The 23324-nt window shown below is 65.2% G+C and carries 23 protein-coding genes; 11 read left to right on the forward strand and 12 right to left on the reverse strand.

Annotated elements, in window-relative coordinates; genetic code table 11:
• The first annotated feature begins 84 nt into the window (after nt 1–84).
• From A7V84_RS19745 to A7V84_RS19775, 6 genes are all read left to right on the forward strand, one after another.
• Nucleotides 85–1020, forward strand: a complete 936-nt coding sequence (locus tag A7V84_RS19745; RefSeq protein WP_025517442.1) for a hypothetical protein — start codon at nt 85–87, stop codon at nt 1018–1020.
• A complete protein-coding gene (gene recJ, locus A7V84_RS19750; RefSeq protein ID WP_025517443.1) occupies nt 1002–2708 on the forward strand; it encodes a single-stranded-DNA-specific exonuclease RecJ in 1707 nt (568 codons plus the stop codon). Before A7V84_RS19745 ends, recJ begins: the two co-directional genes overlap by 19 nt.
• A 94-nt stretch (nt 2709–2802) precedes the next feature.
• A protein-coding gene (gene prfB / locus A7V84_RS19760; protein WP_101604774.1) for a peptide chain release factor 2 occupies nt 2803–3907 on the forward strand; the annotation gives its coding sequence in 2 pieces (ribosomal slippage) (nt 2803–2883 and nt 2885–3907; 1104 coding nt in all).
• 59 nt (nt 3908–3966) lie between these two features.
• Nucleotides 3967–4716 (forward strand): SDR family oxidoreductase, encoded by a 750-nt coding sequence (locus tag A7V84_RS19765; protein WP_063492098.1) that lies wholly within the window; start codon nt 3967–3969, stop codon nt 4714–4716.
• 6 nt (nt 4717–4722) lie between these two features.
• Nucleotides 4723–6237 (forward strand): lysine--tRNA ligase, encoded by a 1515-nt coding sequence (gene lysS, locus A7V84_RS19770; protein WP_025517450.1) that lies wholly within the window; start codon nt 4723–4725, stop codon nt 6235–6237.
• A gap of 18 nt (nt 6238–6255) precedes the next feature.
• Nucleotides 6256–6543, forward strand: a complete 288-nt coding sequence (locus A7V84_RS19775) for a hypothetical protein (RefSeq protein ID WP_063492097.1) — start codon at nt 6256–6258, stop codon at nt 6541–6543.
• Nucleotides 6544–6565: 22 nt separating this feature from the next.
• Here A7V84_RS19775 and A7V84_RS19780 read toward each other — a convergent pair whose 3' ends face one another.
• Entirely contained in the window at nt 6566–7459 is an 894-nt protein-coding gene (locus A7V84_RS19780; protein ID WP_033533994.1) for a methylglyoxal synthase, read from the reverse strand.
• A gap of 178 nt (nt 7460–7637) precedes the next feature.
• Here A7V84_RS19780 and A7V84_RS19785 point away from each other — a divergent pair, with 178 nt between their 5' ends.
• The 3 genes from A7V84_RS19785 to A7V84_RS19795 all read left to right on the forward strand — a co-directional run bounded on the left by A7V84_RS19785 (nt 7638) and on the right by A7V84_RS19795 (nt 11659).
• Nucleotides 7638–8147: a sigma-70 family RNA polymerase sigma factor gene (locus A7V84_RS19785; RefSeq protein ID WP_033533993.1), complete on the forward strand. Its 510-nt coding sequence runs from the start codon at nt 7638–7640 to the stop codon at nt 8145–8147.
• On the forward strand, nt 8144–9115 hold the full coding sequence (locus tag A7V84_RS19790; RefSeq protein ID WP_063492096.1) for a FecR domain-containing protein: 972 nt from the start codon (nt 8144–8146) through the stop codon (nt 9113–9115). The genes A7V84_RS19785 and A7V84_RS19790 overlap by 4 nt, the downstream gene beginning before the upstream one ends.
• Before the next feature lie 99 nt (nt 9116–9214).
• Complete coding sequence (locus tag A7V84_RS19795) at nt 9215–11659, forward strand: TonB-dependent siderophore receptor (RefSeq protein WP_063492095.1); 2445 nt, start codon at nt 9215–9217, stop codon at nt 11657–11659.
• 83 nt (nt 11660–11742) lie between these two features.
• On the opposite strand, the gene iscX is transcribed toward A7V84_RS19795, so the two are convergent.
• The 10 genes from iscX to uvrB all read right to left on the reverse strand — a co-directional run bounded on the left by iscX (nt 11743) and on the right by uvrB (nt 20207).
• Complete coding sequence (gene iscX, locus A7V84_RS19800; RefSeq protein ID WP_025517457.1) at nt 11743–11937, reverse strand: Fe-S cluster assembly protein IscX; 195 nt, start codon at nt 11935–11937, stop codon at nt 11743–11745.
• Between the two features lies 1 nt (nt 11938).
• Nucleotides 11939–12280: an ISC system 2Fe-2S type ferredoxin gene (gene fdx / locus A7V84_RS19805; protein ID WP_025517460.1), complete on the reverse strand. Its 342-nt coding sequence runs from the start codon at nt 12278–12280 to the stop codon at nt 11939–11941.
• 9 nt (nt 12281–12289) lie between these two features.
• Entirely contained in the window at nt 12290–14152 is a 1863-nt protein-coding gene (gene hscA, locus A7V84_RS19810; RefSeq protein WP_025517462.1) for a Fe-S protein assembly chaperone HscA, read from the reverse strand.
• 43 nt (nt 14153–14195) lie between these two features.
• Nucleotides 14196–14702: a Fe-S protein assembly co-chaperone HscB gene (gene hscB / locus A7V84_RS19815; protein WP_025517463.1), complete on the reverse strand. Its 507-nt coding sequence runs from the start codon at nt 14700–14702 to the stop codon at nt 14196–14198.
• 3 nt (nt 14703–14705) lie between these two features.
• On the reverse strand, nt 14706–15029 hold the full coding sequence (gene iscA, locus A7V84_RS19820) for an iron-sulfur cluster assembly protein IscA (protein WP_025517464.1): 324 nt from the start codon (nt 15027–15029) through the stop codon (nt 14706–14708).
• Between the two features lies 1 nt (nt 15030).
• A complete protein-coding gene (gene iscU / locus A7V84_RS19825) occupies nt 15031–15435 on the reverse strand; it encodes a Fe-S cluster assembly scaffold IscU (RefSeq protein ID WP_025517466.1) in 405 nt (134 codons plus the stop codon).
• Nucleotides 15436–15470: 35 nt separating this feature from the next.
• Nucleotides 15471–16682 carry an IscS subfamily cysteine desulfurase gene (locus A7V84_RS19830; protein WP_025517468.1) on the reverse strand — a complete coding sequence of 404 codons (1212 nt, stop codon included), beginning with the start codon at nt 16680–16682 and terminating at the stop codon, nt 15471–15473.
• A gap of 21 nt (nt 16683–16703) precedes the next feature.
• Nucleotides 16704–17246 (reverse strand): Fe-S cluster assembly transcriptional regulator IscR, encoded by a 543-nt coding sequence (iscR, locus tag A7V84_RS19835; protein WP_025517470.1) that lies wholly within the window; start codon nt 17244–17246, stop codon nt 16704–16706.
• 199 nt (nt 17247–17445) lie between these two features.
• Nucleotides 17446–17937: a low molecular weight protein-tyrosine-phosphatase gene (locus tag A7V84_RS19840; protein WP_025517472.1), complete on the reverse strand. Its 492-nt coding sequence runs from the start codon at nt 17935–17937 to the stop codon at nt 17446–17448.
• Nucleotides 17938–18176: 239 nt separating this feature from the next.
• Nucleotides 18177–20207, reverse strand: coding sequence for an excinuclease ABC subunit UvrB (gene uvrB / locus A7V84_RS19845; protein WP_063492094.1), 2031 nt, complete (start codon nt 20205–20207; stop codon nt 18177–18179).
• A 76-nt stretch (nt 20208–20283) separates the two neighbouring features.
• Here uvrB and A7V84_RS19850 point away from each other — a divergent pair, with 76 nt between their 5' ends.
• On the forward strand, nt 20284–21486 hold the full coding sequence (locus A7V84_RS19850; RefSeq protein WP_025517476.1) for an amino acid aminotransferase: 1203 nt from the start codon (nt 20284–20286) through the stop codon (nt 21484–21486).
• Between the two features lie 197 nt (nt 21487–21683).
• Complete coding sequence (gene lexA, locus A7V84_RS19855; protein WP_025517478.1) at nt 21684–22331, forward strand: transcriptional repressor LexA; 648 nt, start codon at nt 21684–21686, stop codon at nt 22329–22331.
• A gap of 21 nt (nt 22332–22352) precedes the next feature.
• Here lexA and lhpI read toward each other — a convergent pair whose 3' ends face one another.
• Nucleotides 22353–23285: a bifunctional Delta(1)-pyrroline-2-carboxylate/Delta(1)-piperideine-2-carboxylate reductase gene (gene lhpI, locus A7V84_RS19860; protein WP_063492599.1), complete on the reverse strand. Its 933-nt coding sequence runs from the start codon at nt 23283–23285 to the stop codon at nt 22353–22355.
• Between the last annotated feature and the right edge of the window lie 39 nt (nt 23286–23324).

A 23324-nucleotide genomic window follows, 5' to 3' on the forward strand; every position in this document is an offset into this window, starting at 1 on the left:
TAACCTTCCCGGCCGTGACAGGCGATCGGCAGGCCAACTGTGACGGTCTGTTTTGACGCTGGCGGGCAGGACTACAATCCGGGCATGCAACTCGTGATCCCGGGCGCTCTGCCCGCTACCGCCGTGGCCGGCGAACTGGCCCGCCACCTCCCTGAACATGCGCCCACGCTCAGCCTATGGCTGGCGCAGGGCCAGACGCGCGTGCAAGGTTTCGATGTCCGCGCCCAGGGCTGCACGGCCTATGAAGGCTGGCAGGTCCGGGCGGCCGGTTTTACACCGACGGCATCCCAGAAGCTGGGCGCGGGCCTGGGCCCGCTGCTGGGCGGCACGCAGGACGAATCTCCGGTCTGGGTGGCGGATCTGGTGCATCTGGCGCTGGGCATGGACAGCGCCAACCTGCTCGACCCCGACCTGCTGCAATTGCAGCCCGACGAAGGCGCCGCGCTGCTGCAAGCCGCTCGCGACCTGCTGGCCGACGGCGGCTTCGAGGCGCACGCGCTCGGCCCCGGACGATGGCGCCTGAGTCTGCCGCCCGGGCTGCAACCCGACGCCGCCAGCCCGGCCGCCGTGATCGGCGAGCGGCTGCAACACTGGTGGACGCTGGACCCGGCCAGCCGGCCCTGGCGCCGCCTGCTCAACGATATCCAGATGGCCTGGTATGCGCACCCGGTCAACGAGGCGCGCAGCGAACGCGGCCTGCCCGCGGTCAACGGCCTGTGGCTCTATGGCGGCGCCCGTCCCTGGGCGCTGCGGGCGCTGCCGCCGGTCCTGGCCCCCGAACTCGACACCCTGGCGCGCGCCGGCGACTGGGCGGCCTGGCTGGCCGCTCTGGCCCGGCTGGATCGCGACCACCTGCGCCCGCTGGCGCGCCCCGACGGCCAGCCCCTGCAGGCCCTGCAGCTGGTGCTGCTGGGCCGCGAGCGCCAGGCCGAGGTCACCCTCAACCCCCGCACCGGCTTGCGCAAATGGCTGCCGGCGCCCAAAACGGATTGGAAACGCTGGTGGTCATCCCCCGTCTGACTGTTCGCCATGCCGATCTCGCGGCCTGCCAAAACCTGCAGGCCGCCGGCATACACCCCCTGCTGTCGCGCCTGTGGGCGGCGCGCGGCGTGGTCGATCCCGCCCAGACCCGTCTGGCCTGGCCGTCCATGCTGCCGCCCGGGCAGCTCACCCATGCCGGCCATGCGGCCGCCGTGCTGGCGGACGCGATCGCCCAGGGCAAGCGCCTGCTCATCGTGGCCGACTACGATTGCGACGGCGCGACTGCCTGCGCAGTCGGCCTGCGCGCGCTGGCCGCCATGGGCGCGCAAGTCGATTTCCTGGTCCCCAACCGATTCGAGACCGGCTACGGCCTGTCTCCGGCGGTGGTCGACCTGGCCCTGCGGCACCGCAACGGCAAACCCGACATCATCATCACCGTGGACAACGGCATCGCCAGCGTGGACGGCGTGGCCGCCGCCAATGCGGCCGGCATCGGTGTGGTCATTACCGACCACCACCTGCCGGGCGACTCGCTGCCCGACGCCCTGGCCATCGTCAACCCGAACCAGCCGGGCTGCGGTTTTCCGTCCAAGAACCTGGCCGGCGTGGGGGTCATCTTCTATCTGATGCTGGCGCTGCGGGCCGAACTGCGCCGCCGCGGCGTGTTTGCCGCCGATGGCGGGCCGCGCCTGGACGCGCTGGCCGACCTGGTCGCCCTGGGTACCGTGGCCGACGTGGTCAAGCTCGATGCCAACAACCGCCTGCTGGTCACGCAAGGCCTGCAGCGCATGCGCGCCGGGCGCATGCAGCCCGGCCTGCGCGCGCTGTTTGCGGTCGCCGGGCGCGAGCCGCGCAGCGCCAATGGTTTTGACCTGGGTTTTGCCCTCGGCCCCCGCATCAACGCCGCCGGCCGCCTGGCAGACATGAGCCTGGGCATCGCCTGCCTGACCACCGATGACGAAGACCAGGCCCTGGCCATGGCGCGCGAACTCGACCAGATCAACCGCGAGCGACGCGGCATCGAGGCCGAAATGCGCGAGCAAGCCATGGCGGCCATGGAAGCGCCCGATGCCGTGGCCGGCGCCACCGTCTGCGTCTTCGATCCCAGCTGGCACCAGGGCGTGGTCGGGCTGGTGGCCTCGCGCCTGAAAGAAAAATTCTGGCGCCCCACCCTGGCTTTCGCGCCGGCCGGCGACGATGAAATACGTGGTTCGGGCCGTTCCATTCCCGATGTGCACCTGCGCGACGTGCTGGACCTGGTTTCCAAGCGCCACCCCGGCCTGATCCGCAAGTTCGGCGGCCACGCCATGGCCGCCGGGCTCACCCTGGGCGTAGATGGTTTCGACGCTTTTGCCCCCGCCTTCGATGCCGCCGTGCGCGAACTGACCGGGCGCGACCGCTTCGAACCCCTGCTGGAAACCGACGGCTCCCTGGAGTCGGGCTATGCCAACGCCGAAGTGGCCGGGCTGCTGCAGCAACAGGTGTGGGGCGCCGGATTCGCCGCCCCGTTGTTCCTCGATGAGTTCACAGTGCGCAACCAGCGCCTGGTCGGGGAAAAACACCTCAAACTGGCGCTGGAGCGCGGCGGCCAACGCTTTGACGCAATCTGGTTCGGCCACGACGAGTCCCTGCCGGAACGGATCCAGGCGGCCTACCGGCTGGAGCAGAATGTCTGGAACGGCATGGTTACCGCCCAGTTGGTCATCGAATACGCCGGTCCGGTTTGAACACCGGGCCCCGGGGAGAGAAAAAGCGACCGACCGACTCCCCGGCAAGCGCGCTAAAATAGTCGGTTTCGCATAAAAGTCACCAGGATCAACCATGGAAGCCGAACGTCAGAACCAGATCGCCGCCCGTCTCGAAGACTACGCGGAGCGCGAACAGGCTCTACGGAGGTATCTTTGACTACGATGCCAAAGCTGAACGCCTGCACGTCGTAAACGCCGAACTCGAAGATCCCGCCGTCTGGAACGACCCCAAGCACGCTCAGGATCTGGGCCGTGAGAAGAAGTCGCTCGAAGATGTCGTCCATACGTTGACCACCCTCGCCCAGAGCCTGGCCGATGCCCAGGAACTGTTCGAGCTGGCCAGCGCCGACGATGACGACGCCACGCTTGAGGCCGTCGAGAGCGACGCCGATGACTTCCAGGAAATCCTGGAGGGCATGGAGTTCCGCCGCATGTTCTCCAATCCGGCCGACCCGCTGAACTGCTTCATCGATATTCAGGCCGGCGCCGGTGGCACCGAAGCCCAGGACTGGGCCTCGATGCTGCTGCGCCAGTACCTCAAGTATGCCGAACGCAAGGGTTTCAAGGCAGAGGTCCTGGAAGAATCCGAAGGCGATATCGCCGGCATCAAATCCGCGACCATCAAGTTCGAGGGCGAGTACGCCTTCGGCTATATGCGTACGGAAACCGGCGTGCATCGCCTGGTGCGCAAAAGCCCCTTCGACTCGTCCGGCGGGCGTCATACGTCCTTTGCCAGCGTCTTCGTCTACCCCGAGGTGGATGAATCGTTCGAAGTCGAGGTCAACCCGGCCGATCTGCGCATCGACACCTACCGTGCCAGCGGCGCGGGCGGTCAGCACATCAACAAAACCGACTCGGCCGTGCGTATCACGCACGAACCCTCCGGCATCGTCGTGCAGTGCCAGAACGACCGTTCGCAGCACCGCAACCGCGCCGAAGCCATGCAGATGCTGAAGTCCAAGCTGTACGAACTGGAAATGCGCAAGCGCATGTCCGAGCAGCAGAAACTGGAAGACGCCAAGACCGACGTGGGCTGGGGCCACCAGATCCGCTCTTATGTGCTCGACCAGAGCCGCATCAAGGATCTGCGCACCAACGTCGAAATCTCCAACACCCAGAAAGTGCTCGACGGCGACCTGGATCCCTTCATCCAGGCCAGCCTCAAGCAGGGCATCTGATCGACCGCGGGGCCCGTGCGCCCCGCGCCGCTTTCATTTTCCTGAGGGACTTTGTCGCCATGACCGATACGTTTGCCATCCTGACCGGCGCTTCACGCGGGCTGGGCGCCGCCCTGGCCCGCGGCCTGCTGCAACCCGGCACCCGCCTGGTGACCCTGGCGCGCCGCAACGATCCGGAGCTGGCTGCCCTGGCACGAGAACGCGGGGCCGCGCTGGCCGAGATCCAGGTCGACCTGTCGGACCCGGCGGCAGCCACCCGCGCCATCCAGGCGCTGGACATCCCGCGCGATGCCGGGCGTTACCTGCTGATCAACAATGCCGGCACGGTGCACCCGGTGGCCAACACCCGCGCGCTGGATGACGCCGCCGCGATCGGCCAGGCCTTCACCCTCAACGTCACGGCCGTGATGCTGCTGACGGCACGCTTTCTGCAGGCCGTCGACGGCCTGCAGGCCGAACGCCGCATCCTCAACATCTCGTCGGGCGCGGGCCGCAATCCCAACGCCGGCTGGGGAGTGTACTGCGCCACCAAGGCGGCGCTGGACATGTACAGCCGCGTCCTGAAAGCCGAACATGCCGACAGCGGCGTGCGCATCGTGTCCCTGGCCCCTGGCATCGTCGACACCGACATGCAGGCCAATATCCGCGCCAGCGATCCCGCTGCCTTTCCCGCCCTGGCCCGGTTCCAGGGGTTCCATTCCACTGGCAAGCTGGCGTCGGCGACGGATGTCGCCGCGCGCATGCTCGCCTACCTGGATCGCGACGACTTCGGCCAGACCGAACTCGACGACATCCGCAATTACCAATGACCCATCATGACTGATCACTCGCCCACCGCCCAGGATGAAAACCGCTTGATCGCCGAGCGGCGCGCCAAGCTGTCCAAACTGCGCGAAGCCGGCGTCGCCTATCCGAACGACTTCGTTCCGGATGCGCAGGCCGCGCAACTGCACGCCAAGTACGACGACCAGGAGCCCCAGGCCCTGGTGGATGCCGCCGTGCATGTCAAAGTGGCTGGGCGGATGATGCTCAAACGCGTCATGGGCAAGGCAAGCTTTGCCACGCTGCAGGACAGCAGCGGCCGCATCCAGCTCTACCTGGAGCGCGGCACCCTCGGCGAAGACGTCTACGCCGCCTTCAAGCAGTGGGATATCGGCGACATCATTGCCATCGAAGGCACGATGTTCAAGACCAACAAGGGTGAGCTCTCGGTGCATGCCACCCAGGCCCGCCTGCTGTCGAAGTCGCTGCGCCCCCTGCCCGACAAATTCCACGGCCTGGCCGACCAGGAACTGCGCTACCGTCAGCGCTACGTCGATCTCATCATGACCGACGCCACGCGCCGCACCTTCGAGGCGCGCAGCAAGGCCATCGGCGGCATCCGCCAGGCGATGCTGTCGGCCGGTTTCGTCGAGGTCGAAACCCCGATGCTGCACCCGATCCCGGGCGGCGCGGCGGCCAAGCCCTTTGTCACCCACCACAATGCGCTGGACATGCAGATGTACATGCGCATCGCCCCCGAGCTCTATCTCAAGCGCCTGATCGTCGGCGGCTTCGAGCGCGTCTTCGAAATCAACCGCAACTTCCGCAACGAAGGGGTGAGCCCGCGCCACAACCCCGAGTTCACCATGATGGAGTTCTACGCGGCCTATGCGGACTACCGCTGGCTGATGGACTACACCGAAACCCTGATCCGCCAGGCCGCCATCGCCGCCACCGGCAGCGCCGTGCTCAGCTATCAGGGCCGCGAGCTCGATCTCTCCCAGCCCTTTGACCGCCTCACGATCTGCGAGGCCATCATCAAGTACGCCCCGCAGTACACCCAGGCGCAACTCGACGATGCCGATTTCGTGCGCGCCGAACTGAAAAAGCTGGGTGCCGACGTCAACGGTCCGGTGCTCTCGCGCGCCGGCCTGGGCGCGTTGCAACTGGCGCTGTTCGAAGAAACCGCCGAATCGCAGCTCTGGAACCCAACCTACATCATCGACTACCCGGTCGAAGTCTCGCCGCTGGCACGCGCCTCGGACAGTCGTGAAGGGATCACCGAGCGCTTCGAGCTGTTCATTACCGGCCGCGAGATCGCCAACGGCTTTTCCGAACTCAACGATCCCGAAGACCAGGCCGAGCGCTTCCGTTCCCAGGTCGAAGCCAAGGATGCCGGCGATGAGGAAGCCATGTACTACGACGCCGACTATATCCGCGCGCTCGAGTACGGCATGCCCCCGACCGGCGGCTGCGGCATCGGCATCGATCGCCTGGTGATGCTCCTGACCGACAGCCCCAGCATCCGCGACGTGATCCTCTTCCCGCACATGCGGCGCGAAGACTGAACGGCCCGCCCCTGAACCATGCTGATCAAGATTCTCTTGCTTGCAGTGCTGGTGTCAGGGGTGCTGTACTGGATCCTGCCGCGTCGTGCCGCCCCCCGTGGGCCGGTACGGCGCGGTTTTTTCGTATGGTGCTGGGCCAGCGGCCTGAATCTGGGAGCCGCGCTGCTCTGCTGGCTGGTCTGGATGCTGCGCGCCACCCTCACCCGGGCTGACGGCAGGCTGGATTTTCTGCTGCCCCTGGCCGGCATCCTGCTGCTGCTGGCTTTCACCTTTGGCCTGCAGGCCTGGCGCAGGCGCCCGCGCTGAAGCACGGCGCGCCCGCAAGCCCTCAAGCCAGCATGGCCTGACGCTTGCACACCGCCTCGGCCCAGCGCTGCGCCACCGAGGGCGACGTCGCACAGGTCGCCGACGCCGTCACCACCCGCACGGCGCGCTCCAGCAGCTGAATGTCAGCCTCGTGCTGACGCGCCACGTGCGGATCCTCGAAAAAAATCACCCGCTGGCATTCGTGCTCCAGCACCAGCTCGGCAATCTGCGCGTCACCGCCCAGCGGCCCGCTCAGGTAAGGCACGACCCAGGGCCGCTCGCGCGGCCACCCGCGCGACCAGGCCAACTCATTGAGTCGCCCGCCAGTGGTGCCGGTCGCCACCCGCCTGGCGTACTGCGACAGTAAATCGAAATAACGGTCGGCAAAGGACACCATCTCTTCTTTCAGCGCATCGTGGGCGATCAAGGCCAGCGTCTGGCCCTCGAAACGGAACATCCTCGACAGCGCCGGGTCGGGCGCAAAGCCGGCCAGCACCCGCTCGACCTCGACCCACTCGATGGCCCCGGCCAGCGTCGAAATGAAAGGCCGTCCATGCGTGATGCACTGACGCTTCAGGGCCAGCGCTTCGGGAAAGATGGACGACGGATCGACCGGGTCGATCAGATAGATGGCGCCATCAAAGGGCGCCTGGCCGTCGCGCCCCTCGGTCACGCGGGCCACCAGTTTCATCAGGCCCCCTTCGCGGCCATAGGGATAGCGGATCAGGCCGTTGTAGCCCTGCAGCATCCCTTCGCGCACGATGGCGTCGTGGGTACGCCCGACAGTGTGCAGCTGCATACCCATCTCGCGGATCGCCGCGCCGCTGGCACGCAGCCAGGTGAACAGGGCCGCATCCGGGGTCTCGTGATGCAGCCGGTTGGCCGCCAGGCCAAAACGCAATCCAGGCATAGTCATAGATCAAAAGAGTTTTCCTGCTAGGCAGGCCAATGATACCCGGCGTGTCTTACCCTGGCATGGCGCGCGAGCATTGCTCAAGCCAGGAATTCAAGTAATAATCATTTCTATTCAATTTCCTGCAGCAAGCCCGGGCATCGCCCATGCCGGACGACAACGCCCCGCTGCCCCTGCCTCCTTGAACGCTTCGGATTACCCTAGCCCACCCGGCCTGGCCACGCTCTATGGCGAACACCACAGTTGGCTGCAAGGCTGGCTGCGGCGCCGCCTGGGCAACGCAGCCGACGCGGCCGATCTGGCCCAGGACGCCTTTGTCCGCCTGTTGCTCAAGCCGCGCCCCTTCGGCAGCCGTCCCCAGGCGCGCACCTACCTGCGTGCCATGGCCGGCGGACTTTGCATCGACCTGTGGCGTCGCAGGCAGATCGAACAGGCCTGGCTGGAGACGCTGGCTGCCCAGCCCCCGGTCCACGCCCCTTCGGCCGAACACCAGAGCATGGTGCTGCAGGCCCTGCACGACATCGACCGCCGGCTGGGCGCGCTACCCGTCAAGGCGGCCCATGCCTTTGTGATGGCGGTGGGCTGCGACATGAGCGACAAAGAGGTCGCCGCCGAGCTGTCTGTTTCCACCCGCATGGTGCGCAAGTACGTCGCCCAGGCCATGCTGCACTGCCTCACTCACCTCGAATGAGCGCCTTGCCCACGCCCGGCGCCGTCGCGCTGCAAGAGGCTGCCTCCTGGTTCGCGCTGCTGCGCTCGGGTCAGGCCACGCCGCAGGATCAGGCAGCCTGGCAAGCCTGGCTGGACGCGGCGCCCGCCCACCGCGGCGCATGGGCCCAGATCGGGCAAGTCACCGGCATGTTCCAACCCCTGCGTGAGGCGGGTGACCCGCGCGCGGCAATCGGCGCCTATCGCCGGGCCACAGCGCACAGCGCGCGCCGACGCATGCTACTGGGTCTGGGTGCGCTCGCCCTCACCGGCCTGGGAGCCGCTGCCTGGCGCCAGCATGGCGCGCCCCATTGGCTGCAGGCCTGGCAGGCCGATTACCGCAGCCCGACCGGCCAGGTGCGCGAGCTGCGTCTGGCCGATGGCAGCCAGGTATGGATGGGCACCGCCAGCGCCCTGGATGTCAGTTTCAACGACGTCCAACGGCGCCTGCGGCTGCTGCAAGGCGAAATCCTGATCGCCACTGCCGGCGACCCTGCCCGCCCCTTTGTGGTCGACACACCGCACGGCCAGATGCAGGCTCTGGGCACGCGTTTTGCCGTCCGTTTGCGGCAGGACGATACCAACCTGGCGGTCTACGAGGGCGCGGTCCTGGCTCGCACGCCAACTGGCGCCAACCGGGAAGTCCCGGCAGGATGGGCAGCGCGTGTCGGTCTGCAAGGCATCGGCCCCCTGGCCCCGCTCGCGCCTCATGACGAACAAACCGTACGCGGCCTGCTCATTGCCCGCGACATGCCGCTGGAATCGCTGATCCGGGAGCTCGGCCGCTACCGTCGGGGAGTGATCCGCGTGGCGCCAGAGGTCGCCCGCCTGCCGGTCTTCGGCAGCTTTGCGCTGACCGACCCGCAAGGCACGCTGGAACGCCTGCAAGCCGTGCTGCCGATCCGGCTGCGACATCGCCTGCCCGGCTGGCTGGACATCGGGCCGCTGTAGATCCGCGACAAACGGTTCCGCTTTTTCGGCTGTCGTTCGATGAAGAGGACAAGAGATCCCATCACGGTCTTTTTCCCTTATCGCAACCAGGAACCCGATATGCCTGTCCCTGCCTTTTCTTCCGGGCCGCGCGCCCTGCCCTCGCTGTGTCTGGCGCTGGGCCTGCTGGCGGCGTCGCTGCCCGTCCAGGCCCGAACGCCGCCCATGAGCGCGGCCGCCCCGCTAAGCTATCGCATTGCGCCCGGCGATCTGCAGGAGGTGTTGGCCGCCTTTGCGGCGCAATCCGGCGTGCTGCTTGCCAGTGCGCCCGGCCTGACTCAAGGCAGACACAGTACAGGCCTGCAAGGCATCTATGCCCCCTCCGAGGCGCTGGCAGCGATTCTGGCCGGCACCGGCCTGCACGCACAGCAGGACGCACCGGGTCAGTATCGCCTGCTTGCTGCCGGGATGCCGTCGCAGGTAGCCATACTGGGCCCGATCGCTGTGGTTGGCCGAGACCCGGCCACGACCGAAGGCAGTGACTCCTATGCCTCCAGTGTGGTCACCGTATCCAAGGGTGAACAATCCTTGCGCGACATTCCCCAGGCCGTCTCCGTGATCACCCGCCAGCGCATGGACGACCAGGGCATCACCGACATCCGCGAGGCGCTCAACAAGGCTCCCGGCGTCTCGATGGTGGCCAATGAACCGGGTGGACACTTCTACTCGCGCGGCTTTTTCATCCAGAGCTACCAGTTCGATGGCGTACCACTGGAGCGTCAGCTATACGCACGCGGATCGGCGTTCAACAGCGACACCGTCATCTATGATCGCGTCGAGATCATGCGTGGCCCGCAGGGTTTGTTCGAAGGCGCAGGCGACCCTTCCGGATCCGTGAACCTGGTGCGCCGGCGCCCGACTCGGGAGTTCCAGGCCATTTTCACCACCAGGGCAGGCTCCTGGGATCATTACGGCGCACAGGCCGATGTCGGCGGGGCCCTGAACGACGATGGCTCGCTGCGTGCGCGTGTGGTCGCGCGCTACACCACCGAAGGGTCGTTCCGGAATTATCTCGACAACAACGAACGCACCCTCTATGCGGCGTTCGACCTCGACCTGGGACCGGACACCATGCTGGGTCTGGGCTACAGCCGCGAAAAGCCTTATGGGGTGATCGACTGGTCGGGGCTGCCCGGATACGCCGACGGGTCCATGCCCGAATACCCGCGTTCGACGAACCTGAGCGCGAAGTGGAACCATGCCTTCAAGACCCAGACCACCTGGTTCGCCGACCTGAGCCATCGCCTTGCCAATGGATGGAAATTCAAGGCCGCCGTCGTCCGCGTGGACGAAGCCAATGACATCAAGTACTTGCTGCGCACCGGCCGCCTCGGCCCGCCCAGCACCATGCGCGCAGACGCCTATGCCTTCGATATGCATTCACGCAATCTCGGCGCCGATGCCTACCTGACGGGCGATGCCGAGCTGCTCGGGCGGCGTCTGGACTTCACGCTGGGCGGGAATTTCTCGCACCAGCGCAGTCGCGACCTTTGGGGCTGGATGCGCAATGTCGAAGACCTCAGCCACTCTGAAGGCCAGCGCGTGACGGCCGCCTCGCTCAACAGCGACGAAATCATCGCCGCCAACCGCATGGACGATGGCTACCGTTCGGACAAGAAAGGCGTGTACGCCAACGTTCGCTACGCCATCGCCGAACCCCTGACGCTCATCCTGGGCGGGCGCTATTCCTGGTTCAAGCAAACCTATATTTCCAACGGCATATGGGGTTACTCCGCCACCACCGCGAAAGAAAGCGCACAATTCACCCCCTTCGCCGGGCTGGTCCACACCCTGAACCCGCATTGGTCGGCCTATGCGAACTATGCCGAGATCTTCCGTCCGCAGAGTCAGCGCAACGCCGAAGGCAATTTCCTGAGCCCGGTGACGGGAAAGAACTACGAACTGGGCCTCAAGGGCAGCCTGATGGACGGCCAGCTGGACGTCGCCTTTGCCATTTTCCGCACCGACCAGAAGAAGGTCGCCTTCGAAGACAGCCTGGTTCCTCAGGATATTGCCGATGCGCGCTGCGGCGGCGCCTGCTATCGCTCCACGGCCCAAGTACGCAGCCAGGGCTTCGAGGCGGAACTCAGCGGTGAACTGGTGCGTGGCCTGCAGGTGTCAGCCTCCTATACCTACACACAGACCCGCCACCGTGGCAACGACGTTCCTTCGGTTGGCTACGACATTTCAGCCAATGCCGGCGTGCCTCGCCACCTGGCCCGAATCTGGGCCAACTACCGTCTGCCCGGCGTATGGCATCGCTGGGCGCTCGGTGGCGGCCTGAGCGTGCAGAGCCGCTCGACCGAGTTCGGCTACTACGGCCGCAGCCAGGGTGGCTACGCCCTGCTGGATGCCCGCCTGGGCTATGACGTCAGCGAACGCCTGTCGCTGGCTCTCAATCTCAGCAACCTCACCGATCGCAAATACTATCAATCCATCAGCTACGACCGGAATTTCTTCGGCCCGCCACGCGCCTACATGCTGACGGCGCAATACCGGATGTAGCCCACCCGCAGCGCGCAAATGCACAGAGCCCCGCATGCGGGGCTCTGTTTTACTGGCAATGAGCCAGCCGGGAAGACGACGGTTCAGTCCGCCTCGTCGATCCAGGTCATCTGGATGGCTTCCAGGATCCGCTCGCCGCAGCGGGCGGGATCATCGTCGAAGCCGGGTAGCGCCAGCACCCAGTCACGCAACTGCGTGAAACGGACCTGCCTGGGATCGACGTCCGGATGGGCCTCGATCAGCGCCTCGGCAATTTCATAGGTATCGACCCACTTCATGTCAGTGGTCCTCCTTGGCGTGGTTGATCGTGTACTTCGGAATCTCGACGGTCAGATCGGCATCGGCGATCATGGCCTGGCAGGACAGCCGCGAGACGGAGGTCAGGCCCCAGGCCTTGTCGAGCAGGTCTTCCTCGGTTTCGCTGGGCTCTTCCAGCGAGGCATAACCCTGGCGAACCACCACGTGGCACGTCGTGCAGGCACAGGAAAGCTCGCAGGCATGTTCGATATCGATGTGGTTGTCCAGCAGCACCCGGCAGATCGAGACGCCACTGGGGGCATCGTCGATCACCGCGCCGTCCGGGCAGATATCGGGATGAGGCAATACAGTCAGTTTGGGCATGAGATCGGGTTAAGCGAGTTCGTCCAGGGTACGGCCAGCCAGCGCGCGGCGGATGTTGCGGTCCATGCGGCGGGCGGCAAAGTCTTCGGTCACGTCCGAAAGCGCCTGCACCGCCTGGCGCACGGCATCCACATCGCTGGCCTCGCGCGCGTCGCTGGCCGTCTGCAGGGCGGCATCGATGCGGGCGCGTTCGTCGGCCTGCAGCAGATCGCCATCGGCAGCCAGGGCTGCCGTCACCGACTCCACCAGCTGGCGGGCCTCGACCTGCTGCTCGCGCAGCATGCGCGCGCGCGCATCGTCGTCGGCGTGCGACACGCTGTCGGACAGCATGCGGGTGATTTCATCATCGGACAGGCCATAGGAAGGCTTGACTGTCACGGCCGCCTCCACGCCGGTGCTCTGTTCGCGCGCCGTCACGCTCAGCAGGCCATCGGCGTCGACCTGGAAGGTCACGCGAATGCGCGCCGCGCCAGCCACCATCGGAGGAATGCCGCGCAACTCGAAGCGCGCCAGCGACCGGCAATCGGCCACGAGATCGCGCTCGCCTTGCACGACGTGCACGCTCATGGCCGTCTGGCCGTCCTTGAAGGTGGTGAACTCCTGCGCGCGGGCCACCGGAATCGTGCTGTTGCGCGGAATGACCCGCTCGACCAGCCCGCCCATGGTTTCCAGGCCCAGCGACAATGGCGTGACATCCAGCAGCAGCCAGTCCTCGCCCGGCGCGCGATTGCCTGCCAGCAGATTGGCCTGCAGGGCAGCGCCCAGCGCCACCACCTGATCCGGGTCCAGGTCGGTGAGCGGCGTGGCGTTGAAAAAGGCGCCGACCGCCTCGCGCACCACTGGCATGCGGGTCGCACCGCCCACCATGACCACGCCCTTGACCTCGGCCGGCGTCAGATCGGCATCGCGCAGAGCGCGTCGCGCCGCTTCCAGCGTACGCATCAGCAAAGGACGAGCCAGAGTCTCGAAATGGCTGCGGGTCAGCGTGGCCTGCAGCTGACGGCCTTCATCCAGCGCCACCGTGAACTCGGCCTGGGGTTGATCGGTCAACGCTTCACGCGCCTGGCGGGCTGCCACCAGCAAGGCCCGCTGGCCCGAAGCGGACTGCGGCGCAATAGCCTGCGAAACCACCAGATCGGCCACGATGGCATGATCGAAATCATCCCCGCCCAGCACCGTGTCACCGCCGGTGGCAATCACCTCGAAGACGCCCTTGCTCAGGCGCAGGATGGAGATATCGAAAGTACCGCCACCCAGATCGTAGACTGCGTAGACGCCTTCGGCGGCATGATCCAGGCCGTAGGCAATAGCCGCGGCAGTCGGCTCATTGAGCAGGCGCAGTACATTCAGGCCAGCCAGACGCGCGGCGTCGCGCGTGGCCTGGCGTTGCGCGTCATCGAAATAGGCCGGCACGGTGATCACGGCGCCGACCAGGTCATCGCCCAGCACATCTTCGGCGCGCTGACGCAGCTTGGCCAGGATCTGGGCCGAGACCTCGACCGGGCTCAGGTCGCCCTGGCGGGTGCGCAGGCGCAACATGCCGGGTGCATCGATGAATTCGTAGGGCGCGCCGGCTGCACGAGCATCCTCGGCCGTACGGCCCATGAAACGCTTGACCGACACGATAGTGTTATGCGGGTCGCTGGCCTGATGCGGCAAGGCGGCCTGGCCGATGGCCACGCCGCCGTCTTCCAGGTAGCGCACCGCCGAGGGCAGCAACACCTGCCCCTGATCATCGCGCAGGACCTCCGGCACGCTGCTGCGCACCGCGGCCACCAGCGAATTGGTCGTCCCCAGGTCGATCCCGACCGCCAGACGGCGCTGATGCGGCGCAGGCGAATCGCCAGGTTCGGAAATCTGCAATAAAGCCATTTATCTCTTTGTCGCTGAAGGCGCAGCCGGCACACACCGGCCGCTAAGGTTGGATGGCAGCCAGTTCCTGGGCCAGTTTCTCGATGAACATCCACTCACGCACCTTGCGTGCGGCGGCGACATGATCCTGACGCTCGTCGATCAGACCGACCAGCTGTTGCCGCATGGCCTGACGCGCAGCCTGCAGTTCGGCATCCAGGCGTTCGCGCGCCTGGGCGTCCTGGCGGGCATCATCCAGCAATTCGCGCCATTCCATCTGCTGCATCAGGAAGGCGCCATCCATGGAGGTATTGCTCTCGGTCTGCAGATCGACGCCTGCCTGTTCGCACAGGTAACGGGCACGCTGCATGGGGTCGCGCAACACCCGATAGGCCTCGTTGGCGCGGGCAGCCCATTGCATGGCTACCCGGCGCTCCACGGCCGAGGCCGTGGCAAAACGATCCGGATGCACGCGGGCCGCGACGTCGCGCCAGGCGGCCTCCAGCGCAGCGTCATCGAGGGCGAAGCGGGCCGGCAGCCCGAACAGACTGAAGTGATTGTCGCCAGCCAAAAGTTACACCGTAAACGACTCGCCGCAGCCGCAGCTCGCCTTCTCGTTGGGGTTGCGGAACTTGAAGCCCTCGTTCAGGCCCTCGCGGGCGTAATCGAGTTCTGTGCCATCCAGATAGGCCAGGCTCTTGGGGTCGATGAAGACCTTGACGCCGAAACTCTCGAACACCTGATCCTCGGCTTGCGCTTCATCGACATACTCGAGCTTGTAGGCCATGCCCGAGCACCCGGTCGTACGAACGCCCAGGCGCAGCCCGACACCCTTGCCACGTTTCTGCAGATAGCGGCTGACATGGTTGGCCGCCTGTTGGGTCAGGGTGACGCCCATATCAGTCTGCCGCGACAGCCTCGGCCTCACCGTGCTTGACCTTGTAGTCCTGCACGGCAGCCTTGATGGCATCTTCAGCCAGAATCGAGCAGTGGATCTTGACCGGCGGCAGCGCCAGTTCCTCGGCGATCTGCGTATTGCGGATGGCCAGCGCCTGATCCAGCGTCTTGCCCTTGACCCATTCGGTCACCAGCGAGCTGGAGGCGATGGCCGAGCCGCAGCCGTAGGTCTTGAAGCGCGCGTCTTCGATGACACCCGACTCATTGACCTTGATCTGCAGCTTCATGACGTCGCCACAGGCCGGCGCGCCGACCATGCCGGTGCCGACGGAGTCGTCGCCCTTCTCGAAGGAGCCGACGTTGCGGGGGTTTTCGTAGTGGTCCAGGACCTTATCGCTGTAAGCCATGATGATTCTCCACGTATTCCTTTAGCGTGCCGGGCTCAGTGAGCGGCCCATTGCACGGAGTTCAGATCGATACCTTCTTGAGCCATTTCCCACAGCGGCGACATATCGCGCAGCTTGCCAACGCGGCTCTTGATGAGATCGATCGTGAAGTCGATCTCCTGTTCCGTGGTGAAACGGCCCAGGGTGAAGCGGATCGAGCTGTGCGCCAACTCGTCGTTGCGCCCCAGAGCGCGCAACACATAGGAGGGCTCCAGGCTGGCCGAGGTGCAGGCCGAACCGCTGGAGACAGCCAGTTCCTTGATCGCCATGATCAGGGACTCGCCCTCGACATAGTTGAAACTGATGTTCAGGTTGTGCGGCACACGGTGTTCCATGCTGCCGTTCACATACACCTCATCGATCTGCGACAGACCCGCCAGCAGGCGGTCGCGCAGCATGCGGATGCGTTCGTTCTCGGTGCCCATTTCTTCGCGGGCCAGGCGGAAAGCCTCGCCCATGCCCACGATCTGGTGCGGCGCCAGCGTGCCCGAGCGGAAACCGCGCTCGTGGCCGCCACCGTGCATCTGCGCCTCGATGCGCACGCGCGGCTTGCGGCGCACATACAAGGCACCGATACCCTTGGGCGCATAGCTCTTGTGGCCCGAGAAGGACATCAGGTCGACCTTGAGCTTCTGCAGGTCGATCTCGACCTTGCCGGTCGCCTGGGCGGCGTCGACATGGAAGATCACGCCCTTTTCGCGGCAGATCTCGCCCAGGGCCTCGATGTCCTGGATGACGCCGATCTCGTTGTTGACCATCATCACCGAGGCCACCACGGTATCCGGGCGCAGCGCGGCCTTGAAGACCTCCAGGTCCAGCAGGCCGTCTTCCTTGACGTCCAGGTAGGTCACCTCGAAGCCCTGGCGCTCCAGCTCGCGACAGGTGTCCAGCACCGCCTTGTGCTCGGTCTTGACGGTGATGATGTGCTTGCCGCGCTCGGCGTAGAAATTGGCCGCGCCCTTGATGGCAAGGTTATCGGACTCGGTGGCACCGGAAGTCCAGATGATCTCGCGCGGATCGGCATTGACCAGGCGGGCCACTTCGGCGCGCGCGTTCTCGACGGCCTCTTCGGCCTCCCAACCATAGCCATGGCTGCGCGAAGCGGGGTTGCCGAAATTGTCGTAAAGCCAGGGGATCATCTTCTCGACCACTCGCGGGTCAACCGGCGTGGTGGCGGAGTAATCCAGGTAGATGGGACGGTTGTTCATGATTACGATTCCTGAGACTTCTTAGACGGCGGCCGCGGCATTGACCAGGGGCGCACCGGCCGCAGCGGCACTGGTGCCGGAGCCGGCGCGATTGACGCGCACCGAACAGCTTTGATTCTGATTGCTGGCTTCCTGCAGTTGGCGTACGCGCTGTTGATCCACCAGGTCCTGCAGGGAAACCGAATCCAGGTAGTCCACCATTTTGCGGTTCAGCGTCGACCACAGTTCATGGGTCATGCACTTGCCGGACTTGCCGTCCTTGCCGCTGGTGCAATCCCGTTTGCCGCCGCAGCTGGTGGCATCGAGCGGCTCGTCGACCGCAAAGATGATGTCAGCGACGGTGACGTTGCGCGCCAGGCGCGCCAGGGAATAGCCGCCGCCGGGGCCGCGCACGCTGTCCACGAGTTCGTGGCGGCGCAGCTTGCCGAACAGCTGTTCCAGATAGGAGAGGGAGATGTTCTGCCGCTGACTGATTGCCGCCAGGGTGACCGGGCCGCTGTGCTGGCGCATGGCCAGATCGATCATGGCCGTCACGGCGAAACGCCCTTTGGTTGTTAGCCGCATCGTGAGGTTTCCTGTAAATCCGTTGGGATCCCGGGATCGACCTATTCAATGCAGGAAGCCATCCCGGCCTAATACTTGAGTAATTACCTCAAGTATAGCAAATTCCCGAGTAAATCGCTAAGTATCTCGGTTCAAAAAAACCGCGCCGGGGCGCGGTTTCGACAGGACGCCTGGCGGCGCCCGCAAACCACAGGGGAGATCAGGCGGCCTGGTACTGGGTGGCGCGCTTGCGCACCAGCTCCATCACGCCCTGACAGGCGTCCTCGAGATAGTCGAGCACCTTGCCGAAGCCTTCCGAACCGCCGTAATAGGGGTCAGGCACGGTGGCTTCCTCGAAGTCATTGGCGAAACGCATCAGCAGCATCAGCTTGTGCTGATACGCCTTGGGGCATTGTTGCTGCAATGCAGAAAGATTGTCCCAATCCATGGCCAGAATCAGGTCATAGTCGCGAAAATCTTCGGCCGTGACCTGGCGAGCCTGGCATTGACTGATGTCGTAACCGCGCTTACGAGCGGCGGCAACAGCCCGCGCGTCCGGCGCTTCGCCGATATGGAAAGCATGCGTGCCGGCCGAATCGGTCGCCACGACATCACTTAAACCGGCGTCGCTTACCAGATGGCGAAAGACCCCCTCTGCGCTCGGCGAGCGGCAGATATTGCCCATGCAAACGAAAAGTACCTTGGTCATCATGGGGAGGGAGTGTGCGGGAAAACCCGGAATATAGCAAGCATTTTTTGCAATATTGTGGCTCATTCGGGAGCCACCGAATGCATTGAATTTTTCTTTCAATTCAATAGCTTGCGTTAATATGTAAAAGTCAGTCCTGATGTTTTTAAACGTCTTTCCGGATAATTTCTAAATGCACTCTTGACGCACTCAGAAATATTCATACAACGGCCCGGCGCATGCCGCGCACGGGCCCCCGAAAATCACACCGCGCCATCCAGCAACACACGATTCTTTAATGCGGTCAGCGCATCGCGAGCCGCCGCCGCCTGCTCGAACTCCAGGTTCCGGGCATGATCCATCATGAGTTTTTCCAGGCGCTTGATTTCACGCGCCAGCGCCTTCTCGTCGAGCAGCGCCTCGGCGGGCACCGCCTGCTGCAATGCATCATTGGAGCCCGCCGGCGCCATCACGCCGTCGATCAATTCACGCACTGCCTTGTTCACGCCGCGCGCCGTAATGCCATGATCCAGGTTGTGCTGCAACTGCTTGTTGCGCCGGCGCTCGGTTTCATCCATGGCGCGACGCATCGAATCGGTGATGCGGTCGGCATACAGGATGGCGTGACCATTCAGGTTGCGCGCGGCGCGCCCGATGGTCTGGATCAGACTGCGCTCAGAGCGCAGGAAACCTTCCTTGTCGGCATCCAGGATGGCCACCAGCGACACCTCGGGGATGTCCAACCCTTCGCGCAGCAGGTTGATGCCCACCAGCACGTCAAACGTCCCCAGCCGCAGGTCGCGGATGATTTCGACCCGCTCGACCGTGTCGATATCCGAGTGCAGGTAGCGCACCCGCACACCGTGCTCGCTGAGATAGTCGGTCAGGTCCTCGGACATGCGCTTGGTCAGTGTGGTCACCAGCACCCGCTCCTGCTGGCCCACCCGCAAGCGGATCTCGCCCAGCAGATCATCGACCTGGGTATGGGCCGGGCGCACCTCGACCTGCGGGTCGACCAGACCGGTCGGGCGGACCACCTGCTCCACCACGTTGTCGGCATGCTGGCGTTCATAATCGGCCGGCGTGGCCGAGACGAACACGCACTGGCGCATGCGCGCCTCGAACTCTTCCAGCCGCAAAGGCCGGTTGTCCAGCGCCGAGGGCAGACGAAAGCCGTACTGCACCAGCGTCTCTTTGCGCGCCCGGTCGCCCCGATACATGCCGCCCAGCTGGCCCATGGTCACGTGACTTTCGTCGATGAACATCAGGGCATCGGCCGGCAGGTAGTCGATCAGCGTGGGCGGCGGCTCGCCCGCAGCGGCCCCAGAGAGGTGCCGCGAATAGTTTTCGATCCCTTTGCAAAAGCCCAGCTCCTGCAGCATCTCCAGATCGAAGCGGGTGCGCTGCTCCAGGCGCTGGGCCTCCACCAGCTGATGACTCTGGGTGAAGAAGGCCAGCCGCTCGCGCAGCTCTTCCTTGATGGTTTCGATGGCGCGCAGCACCGTTTCGCGCGGCGTGACGTAGTGCGAGCCCGGATAGACCGTAAAGCGCGGCAGCTTCTGGCGCACCTTGCCGGTCAGCGGATCGAACAGCTCCAGCGTCTCGACCTCGTCATCGAACAGGGTCAGTCGCAAGGCCAGCTCGGGACTTTCCGCCGGAAAGATATCGATGGTTTCGCCGCGCACCCGGAATACCCCGCGCGTGAAATCGGCATCGTTGCGGGTGTATTGCATCGCCACCAGGTGCGCCAGCACCTCGCGCCGCGAAATGCGGTCGCCCGTGCGCAGGATCAGCACCATGGCATGGTAATCGCCCGGATTGCCAATACCGTAGATGCACGACACGGTCCCCACAATCACCGTGTCGCGGCGCTCCAGCAGGCTTTTGGTGGCCGACAGACGCATCTGCTCGATGTGCTCGTTGACCGACGAATCCTTTTCGATGAAAAGGTCGCGGGTCGGCACATAGGCCTCGGGCTGGTAGTAATCGTAATAAGAGACGAAATACTCGACCGCATTGCGAGGGAAGAACTCACGCATTTCGGCATACAGCTGGGCCGCCAGCGTCTTGTTGGGCGCCAGCACCAGCGCCGGACGCCCCAGGCGGGCGATCACATTGGCCATGGTGTAGGTCTTGCCCGAGCCGGTCACGCCCAACAGCGTCTGGTACATCAACCCATCAGCAATGCCATCGGCCAGCGCCTCAATGGCTGCCGGCTGGTCGCCGGCAGGCGGATAAGGCTGGTAGAGCTGAAACGGACTACCGGGAAATTCCACGTATCCGGGATCTGTCATGCTAGACTTGTCCGAGGGTAAACCTACCATTATCCACAGCACACGAACTTGCGTCCACCCACTCAACCTGAGTCTCATGAGCACCCTCTTCGCCTCCGTCGAACTCGCCCCGCGCGACCCCATTCTTGGTCTTAACGAGCAATACAATGCCGATACCCGCACCGACAAGGTGAATCTGGGCGTGGGCGTGTACTACGACGACGAAGGCCGAATTCCGCTGCTCGGCGCCGTCCGCAAGGCCGAACAGGCCCGCCTGGATGCCGCCACCGCCCGCGGCTACCTGCCCATCGAAGGCATCGCCGCCTACAACAAGGGCGCGCAGACCCTGCTGCTGGGCGCCGACTCGACCCTGGCCGCCGAAGGCCGCGTCCTGACCACCCAGGCCCTGGGCGGCACGGGCGCGCTCAAGATCGGCGCCGACTTCCTCAAGCAGCTGCTGCCCCAGTCCAAGGTCATGATCAGCGACCCGAGCTGGGAAAACCACCGCGCCCTGTTCGAGCGCGCCGGCTTCACCGTCGAGACCTATCCCTACTACGACGCCTCCACCCGCGGCCTGAACTTCGACGCCATGCTGGCTGCCCTGCAGGCCGCCCCGGAGCAGACCGTCGTCGTGCTGCACGCCTGCTGCCACAACCCGACCGGCGTCGACCCCACGTTCGAGCAATGGAAGCAGATCGCCGAGGTCGTCAAGGCCCGCAATCTGGTGCCGTTCCTGGACATCGCCTACCAGGGCTTCGGTGAAGACCTGGAGCAGGACGCCGCCGTGGTGCGCCTGTTCGCCAGCATGGACATGACCATGTTCATCAGCTCCTCGTTCTCGAAGTCCTTCTCGCTGTACGGCGAGCGCGTGGGCGCCCTGACCGTGGTGGCCGGCAGCAAGGAAGAAGCCGGCCGCGTGCTGAGCCAGCTCAAGCGCGTCATCCGCACCAACTACTCCAATCCGCCCACCCATGGCGGCTCGGTGGTGGCTGCAGTGCTGAACACGCCCGAACTGATGGCCGAATGGAAGCAGGAACTGGCCGCCATGCGCGACCGCATCCGCCTGATGCGCCAGCAACTGGTCGAGAAGATCAAGGCCCAGGGCGCCGCCCAGGACTTCAGCTTCGTGCTGCGTCAGCGCGGCATGTTCTCGTACTCCGGCCTGACCGTCGAGCAGGTCGACCGCCTGCGCGAAGAGCATGGCGTGTATGCCGTCTCCAGCGGCCGCATCTGCGTGGCTGCCCTCAATAGCGGCAACATCGACAAGGTCGCTGCCGCCATCGCCGCCGTCCTGAAGTAACCGCGCCGGGCGCCGCAAGGCCCCTGCACCGCCAAGCCCACGCCGCCTTCAGGCCGCGTGGGCTTGGTCATTCAGGGCTGGCCGCATCGGCCTGCCCTGTTCAAGGCTTGCAATTTTCTGCTACGTCCCCCAGAATCTCGCTGTATATACATACAGTCCGCGGTTTGTGCAAGCCCGGGCCATCATAGGGACACGTCATGGCCACCAAACTCACGGAACGCCAGCAGGAAATTCTTGACCTCATCCGGCAGACCGTCGCCCGCACCGGCTTTCCGCCCACGCGCGCGGAAATCGCGCAGGCGCTGGGCTTTCGCTCGCCCAATGCCGCCGAAGATCACCTGAAGGCGCTGGCGCGCAAGGGGGCCATCGAACTGACCGCCGGCGCCTCGCGCGGCATCCGCCTCAAAGACAGCGCCCCCGCTCCTGGCAGCGCCGGCCCCCTGGCCACCCTGTCGCAGCTGATACTGCCACTGGTCGGACGGGTGGCTGCAGGCAGCCCCATTCTCGCCACCGAACACATCGAACGCGAGATCGGCGTGGATCCCGGGCTGTTCGCCCAGGCTCCCGATTACCTGCTCAAGGTTCGCGGCATGAGCATGCGCGACGCCGGCATCCTCGAAGGCGACCTGCTCGCCGTCAAGCGTACGGCCGAAGCCCGCAACGGCCAGATCGTCGTCGCCCGCCTGGGCGACGATGTCACCGTCAAGCGCCTGCAACGCCAGGGCAGCCGGATCGAACTGCTGCCGGAAAATCCCGAGTTCAAACCCATCGTGGTCACGCCGGCTGACGAGTTCGCCCTCGAGGGCATCGCCGTCGGCCTGATCCGCACCCAGACCCTGCACTGAGAACGGGGCGCTGCCTGCGCCTCAACCCTCGTACACCAGAATGGCGCTGGCCAGATCCTCCAGCGCCGTTCCCACCGCCTTGAATACCGTACGCCCTTCGCCGGGCTGCCGCCCCCTCACCCGTCCGCTTGCCAGGCCCGCCAGATCCCCCGCCACGTCTTCGGCCCGAAATATGCCGCGCGACATAGGCCCCAGCAATTCCCCGCTTTTCTGCAATGCCTCCTGGGTATCGACATACAGCCTTGCCCCGGCAAAGCAGGCATCATCGGCCTCGCGCATCTGCGGCGTGAAGCTGCCGATCAGATCCAGATGCGCGTGCGGCGCCAGCCACGCCCCCTGCAGCACGGGCGCGCTGGCCAGCGTGGCGCAGCTGACGATGTCGGCCTGACCGGCCGCCCGAGCCAGATCCCCGACCACTTCGGCTCGCATGCCCTGCCGGCGCACGCGCTCGGCCATGGCATGCGCGGCCTGCGGATTGCGATCCCAGACGCTCACGTGCTCGATGGGGCGCACCACCCGATAGGCCTCGGGGATCAGGCTGCCGACCCGGCCGCAGCCGAGCACCAGCAACCGGCAGGCCGCCTCCGGGGCCAGATAGGACGCCGCCAGCGCCGAGGCTGCCGCCGTGCGACGCGAGGTGATCTCATTGCCATCGATCTGAGCCAGAGGCTCGCCGGTCGCACCGTCGTACAACAGATAGGTCGAGTACAACCCGGGCAGGCCACGCTGCCCGTTCTCCGGAAAGATATTGACGGTCTTGATGCCCAGATAACGATCGGGCTGCCAGGCCGGCATGATCAGGACGGTGCGCGGCGATGGCGCTCCCGGCGGGTGCAGGGTATGCGTATGTCGCAGGGGCACCTCGCAACCGGCCACGAACATCTCCTTGAGGGCGGGAATCAGGCGCTCGAAAGCCAGGGCGCGGCGGGTGTTTTCGGTATCGATGAACTTCATGGCGTCGGCCACCTCGTAAAGACGGAAGAAAGAGAAGAC

Origin of the sequence: Bordetella trematum, from assembly GCF_900078335.1 — a bacterium.
GTDB lineage: Bacteria > Pseudomonadota > Gammaproteobacteria > Burkholderiales > Burkholderiaceae_B > Bordetella > Bordetella trematum.

Excerpts from the sequence above, each read along its gene's own strand:
- A7V84_RS19780 (WP_033533994.1), bottom strand. The coding sequence starts at position 7,459 with ATGACTATGCCTGGATTGCGTTTTGGCCTGGCGGCCAACCGGCTGCAT.
- A7V84_RS19840 (WP_025517472.1), bottom strand. The coding sequence starts at position 17,937 with ATGATGACCAAGGTACTTTTCGTTTGCATGGGCAATATCTGCCGCTCG.
- iscX (WP_025517457.1), bottom strand. The coding sequence starts at position 11,937 with ATGAAGTGGGTCGATACCTATGAAATTGCCGAGGCGCTGATCGAGGCC.
- iscR (WP_025517470.1), bottom strand. The coding sequence starts at position 17,246 with ATGCGGCTAACAACCAAAGGGCGTTTCGCCGTGACGGCCATGATCGAT.
- A7V84_RS19850 (WP_025517476.1), top strand. The coding sequence starts at position 20,284 with ATGAGCACCCTCTTCGCCTCCGTCGAACTCGCCCCGCGCGACCCCATT.
- A7V84_RS19795 (WP_063492095.1), top strand. The coding sequence starts at position 9,215 with ATGCCTGTCCCTGCCTTTTCTTCCGGGCCGCGCGCCCTGCCCTCGCTG.
- A7V84_RS19790 (WP_063492096.1), top strand. The coding sequence starts at position 8,144 with ATGAGCGCCTTGCCCACGCCCGGCGCCGTCGCGCTGCAAGAGGCTGCC.
- fdx (WP_025517460.1), bottom strand. The coding sequence starts at position 12,280 with ATGCCCAAACTGACTGTATTGCCTCATCCCGATATCTGCCCGGACGGC.
- A7V84_RS19830 (WP_025517468.1), bottom strand. The coding sequence starts at position 16,682 with ATGAACAACCGTCCCATCTACCTGGATTACTCCGCCACCACGCCGGTT.
- A7V84_RS19775 (WP_063492097.1), top strand. The coding sequence starts at position 6,256 with ATGCTGATCAAGATTCTCTTGCTTGCAGTGCTGGTGTCAGGGGTGCTG.
- A7V84_RS19745 (WP_025517442.1), top strand. The coding sequence starts at position 85 with ATGCAACTCGTGATCCCGGGCGCTCTGCCCGCTACCGCCGTGGCCGGC.
- iscU (WP_025517466.1), bottom strand. The coding sequence starts at position 15,435 with ATGGCTTACAGCGATAAGGTCCTGGACCACTACGAAAACCCCCGCAAC.
- lysS (WP_025517450.1), top strand. The coding sequence starts at position 4,723 with ATGACTGATCACTCGCCCACCGCCCAGGATGAAAACCGCTTGATCGCC.
- uvrB (WP_063492094.1), bottom strand. The coding sequence starts at position 20,207 with ATGACAGATCCCGGATACGTGGAATTTCCCGGTAGTCCGTTTCAGCTC.
- iscA (WP_025517464.1), bottom strand. The coding sequence starts at position 15,029 with ATGGGCGTCACCCTGACCCAACAGGCGGCCAACCATGTCAGCCGCTAT.
- hscA (WP_025517462.1), bottom strand. The coding sequence starts at position 14,152 with ATGGCTTTATTGCAGATTTCCGAACCTGGCGATTCGCCTGCGCCGCAT.
- lexA (WP_025517478.1), top strand. The coding sequence starts at position 21,684 with ATGGCCACCAAACTCACGGAACGCCAGCAGGAAATTCTTGACCTCATC.
- lhpI (WP_063492599.1), bottom strand. The coding sequence starts at position 23,285 with ATGAAGTTCATCGATACCGAAAACACCCGCCGCGCCCTGGCTTTCGAG.
- A7V84_RS19765 (WP_063492098.1), top strand. The coding sequence starts at position 3,967 with ATGACCGATACGTTTGCCATCCTGACCGGCGCTTCACGCGGGCTGGGC.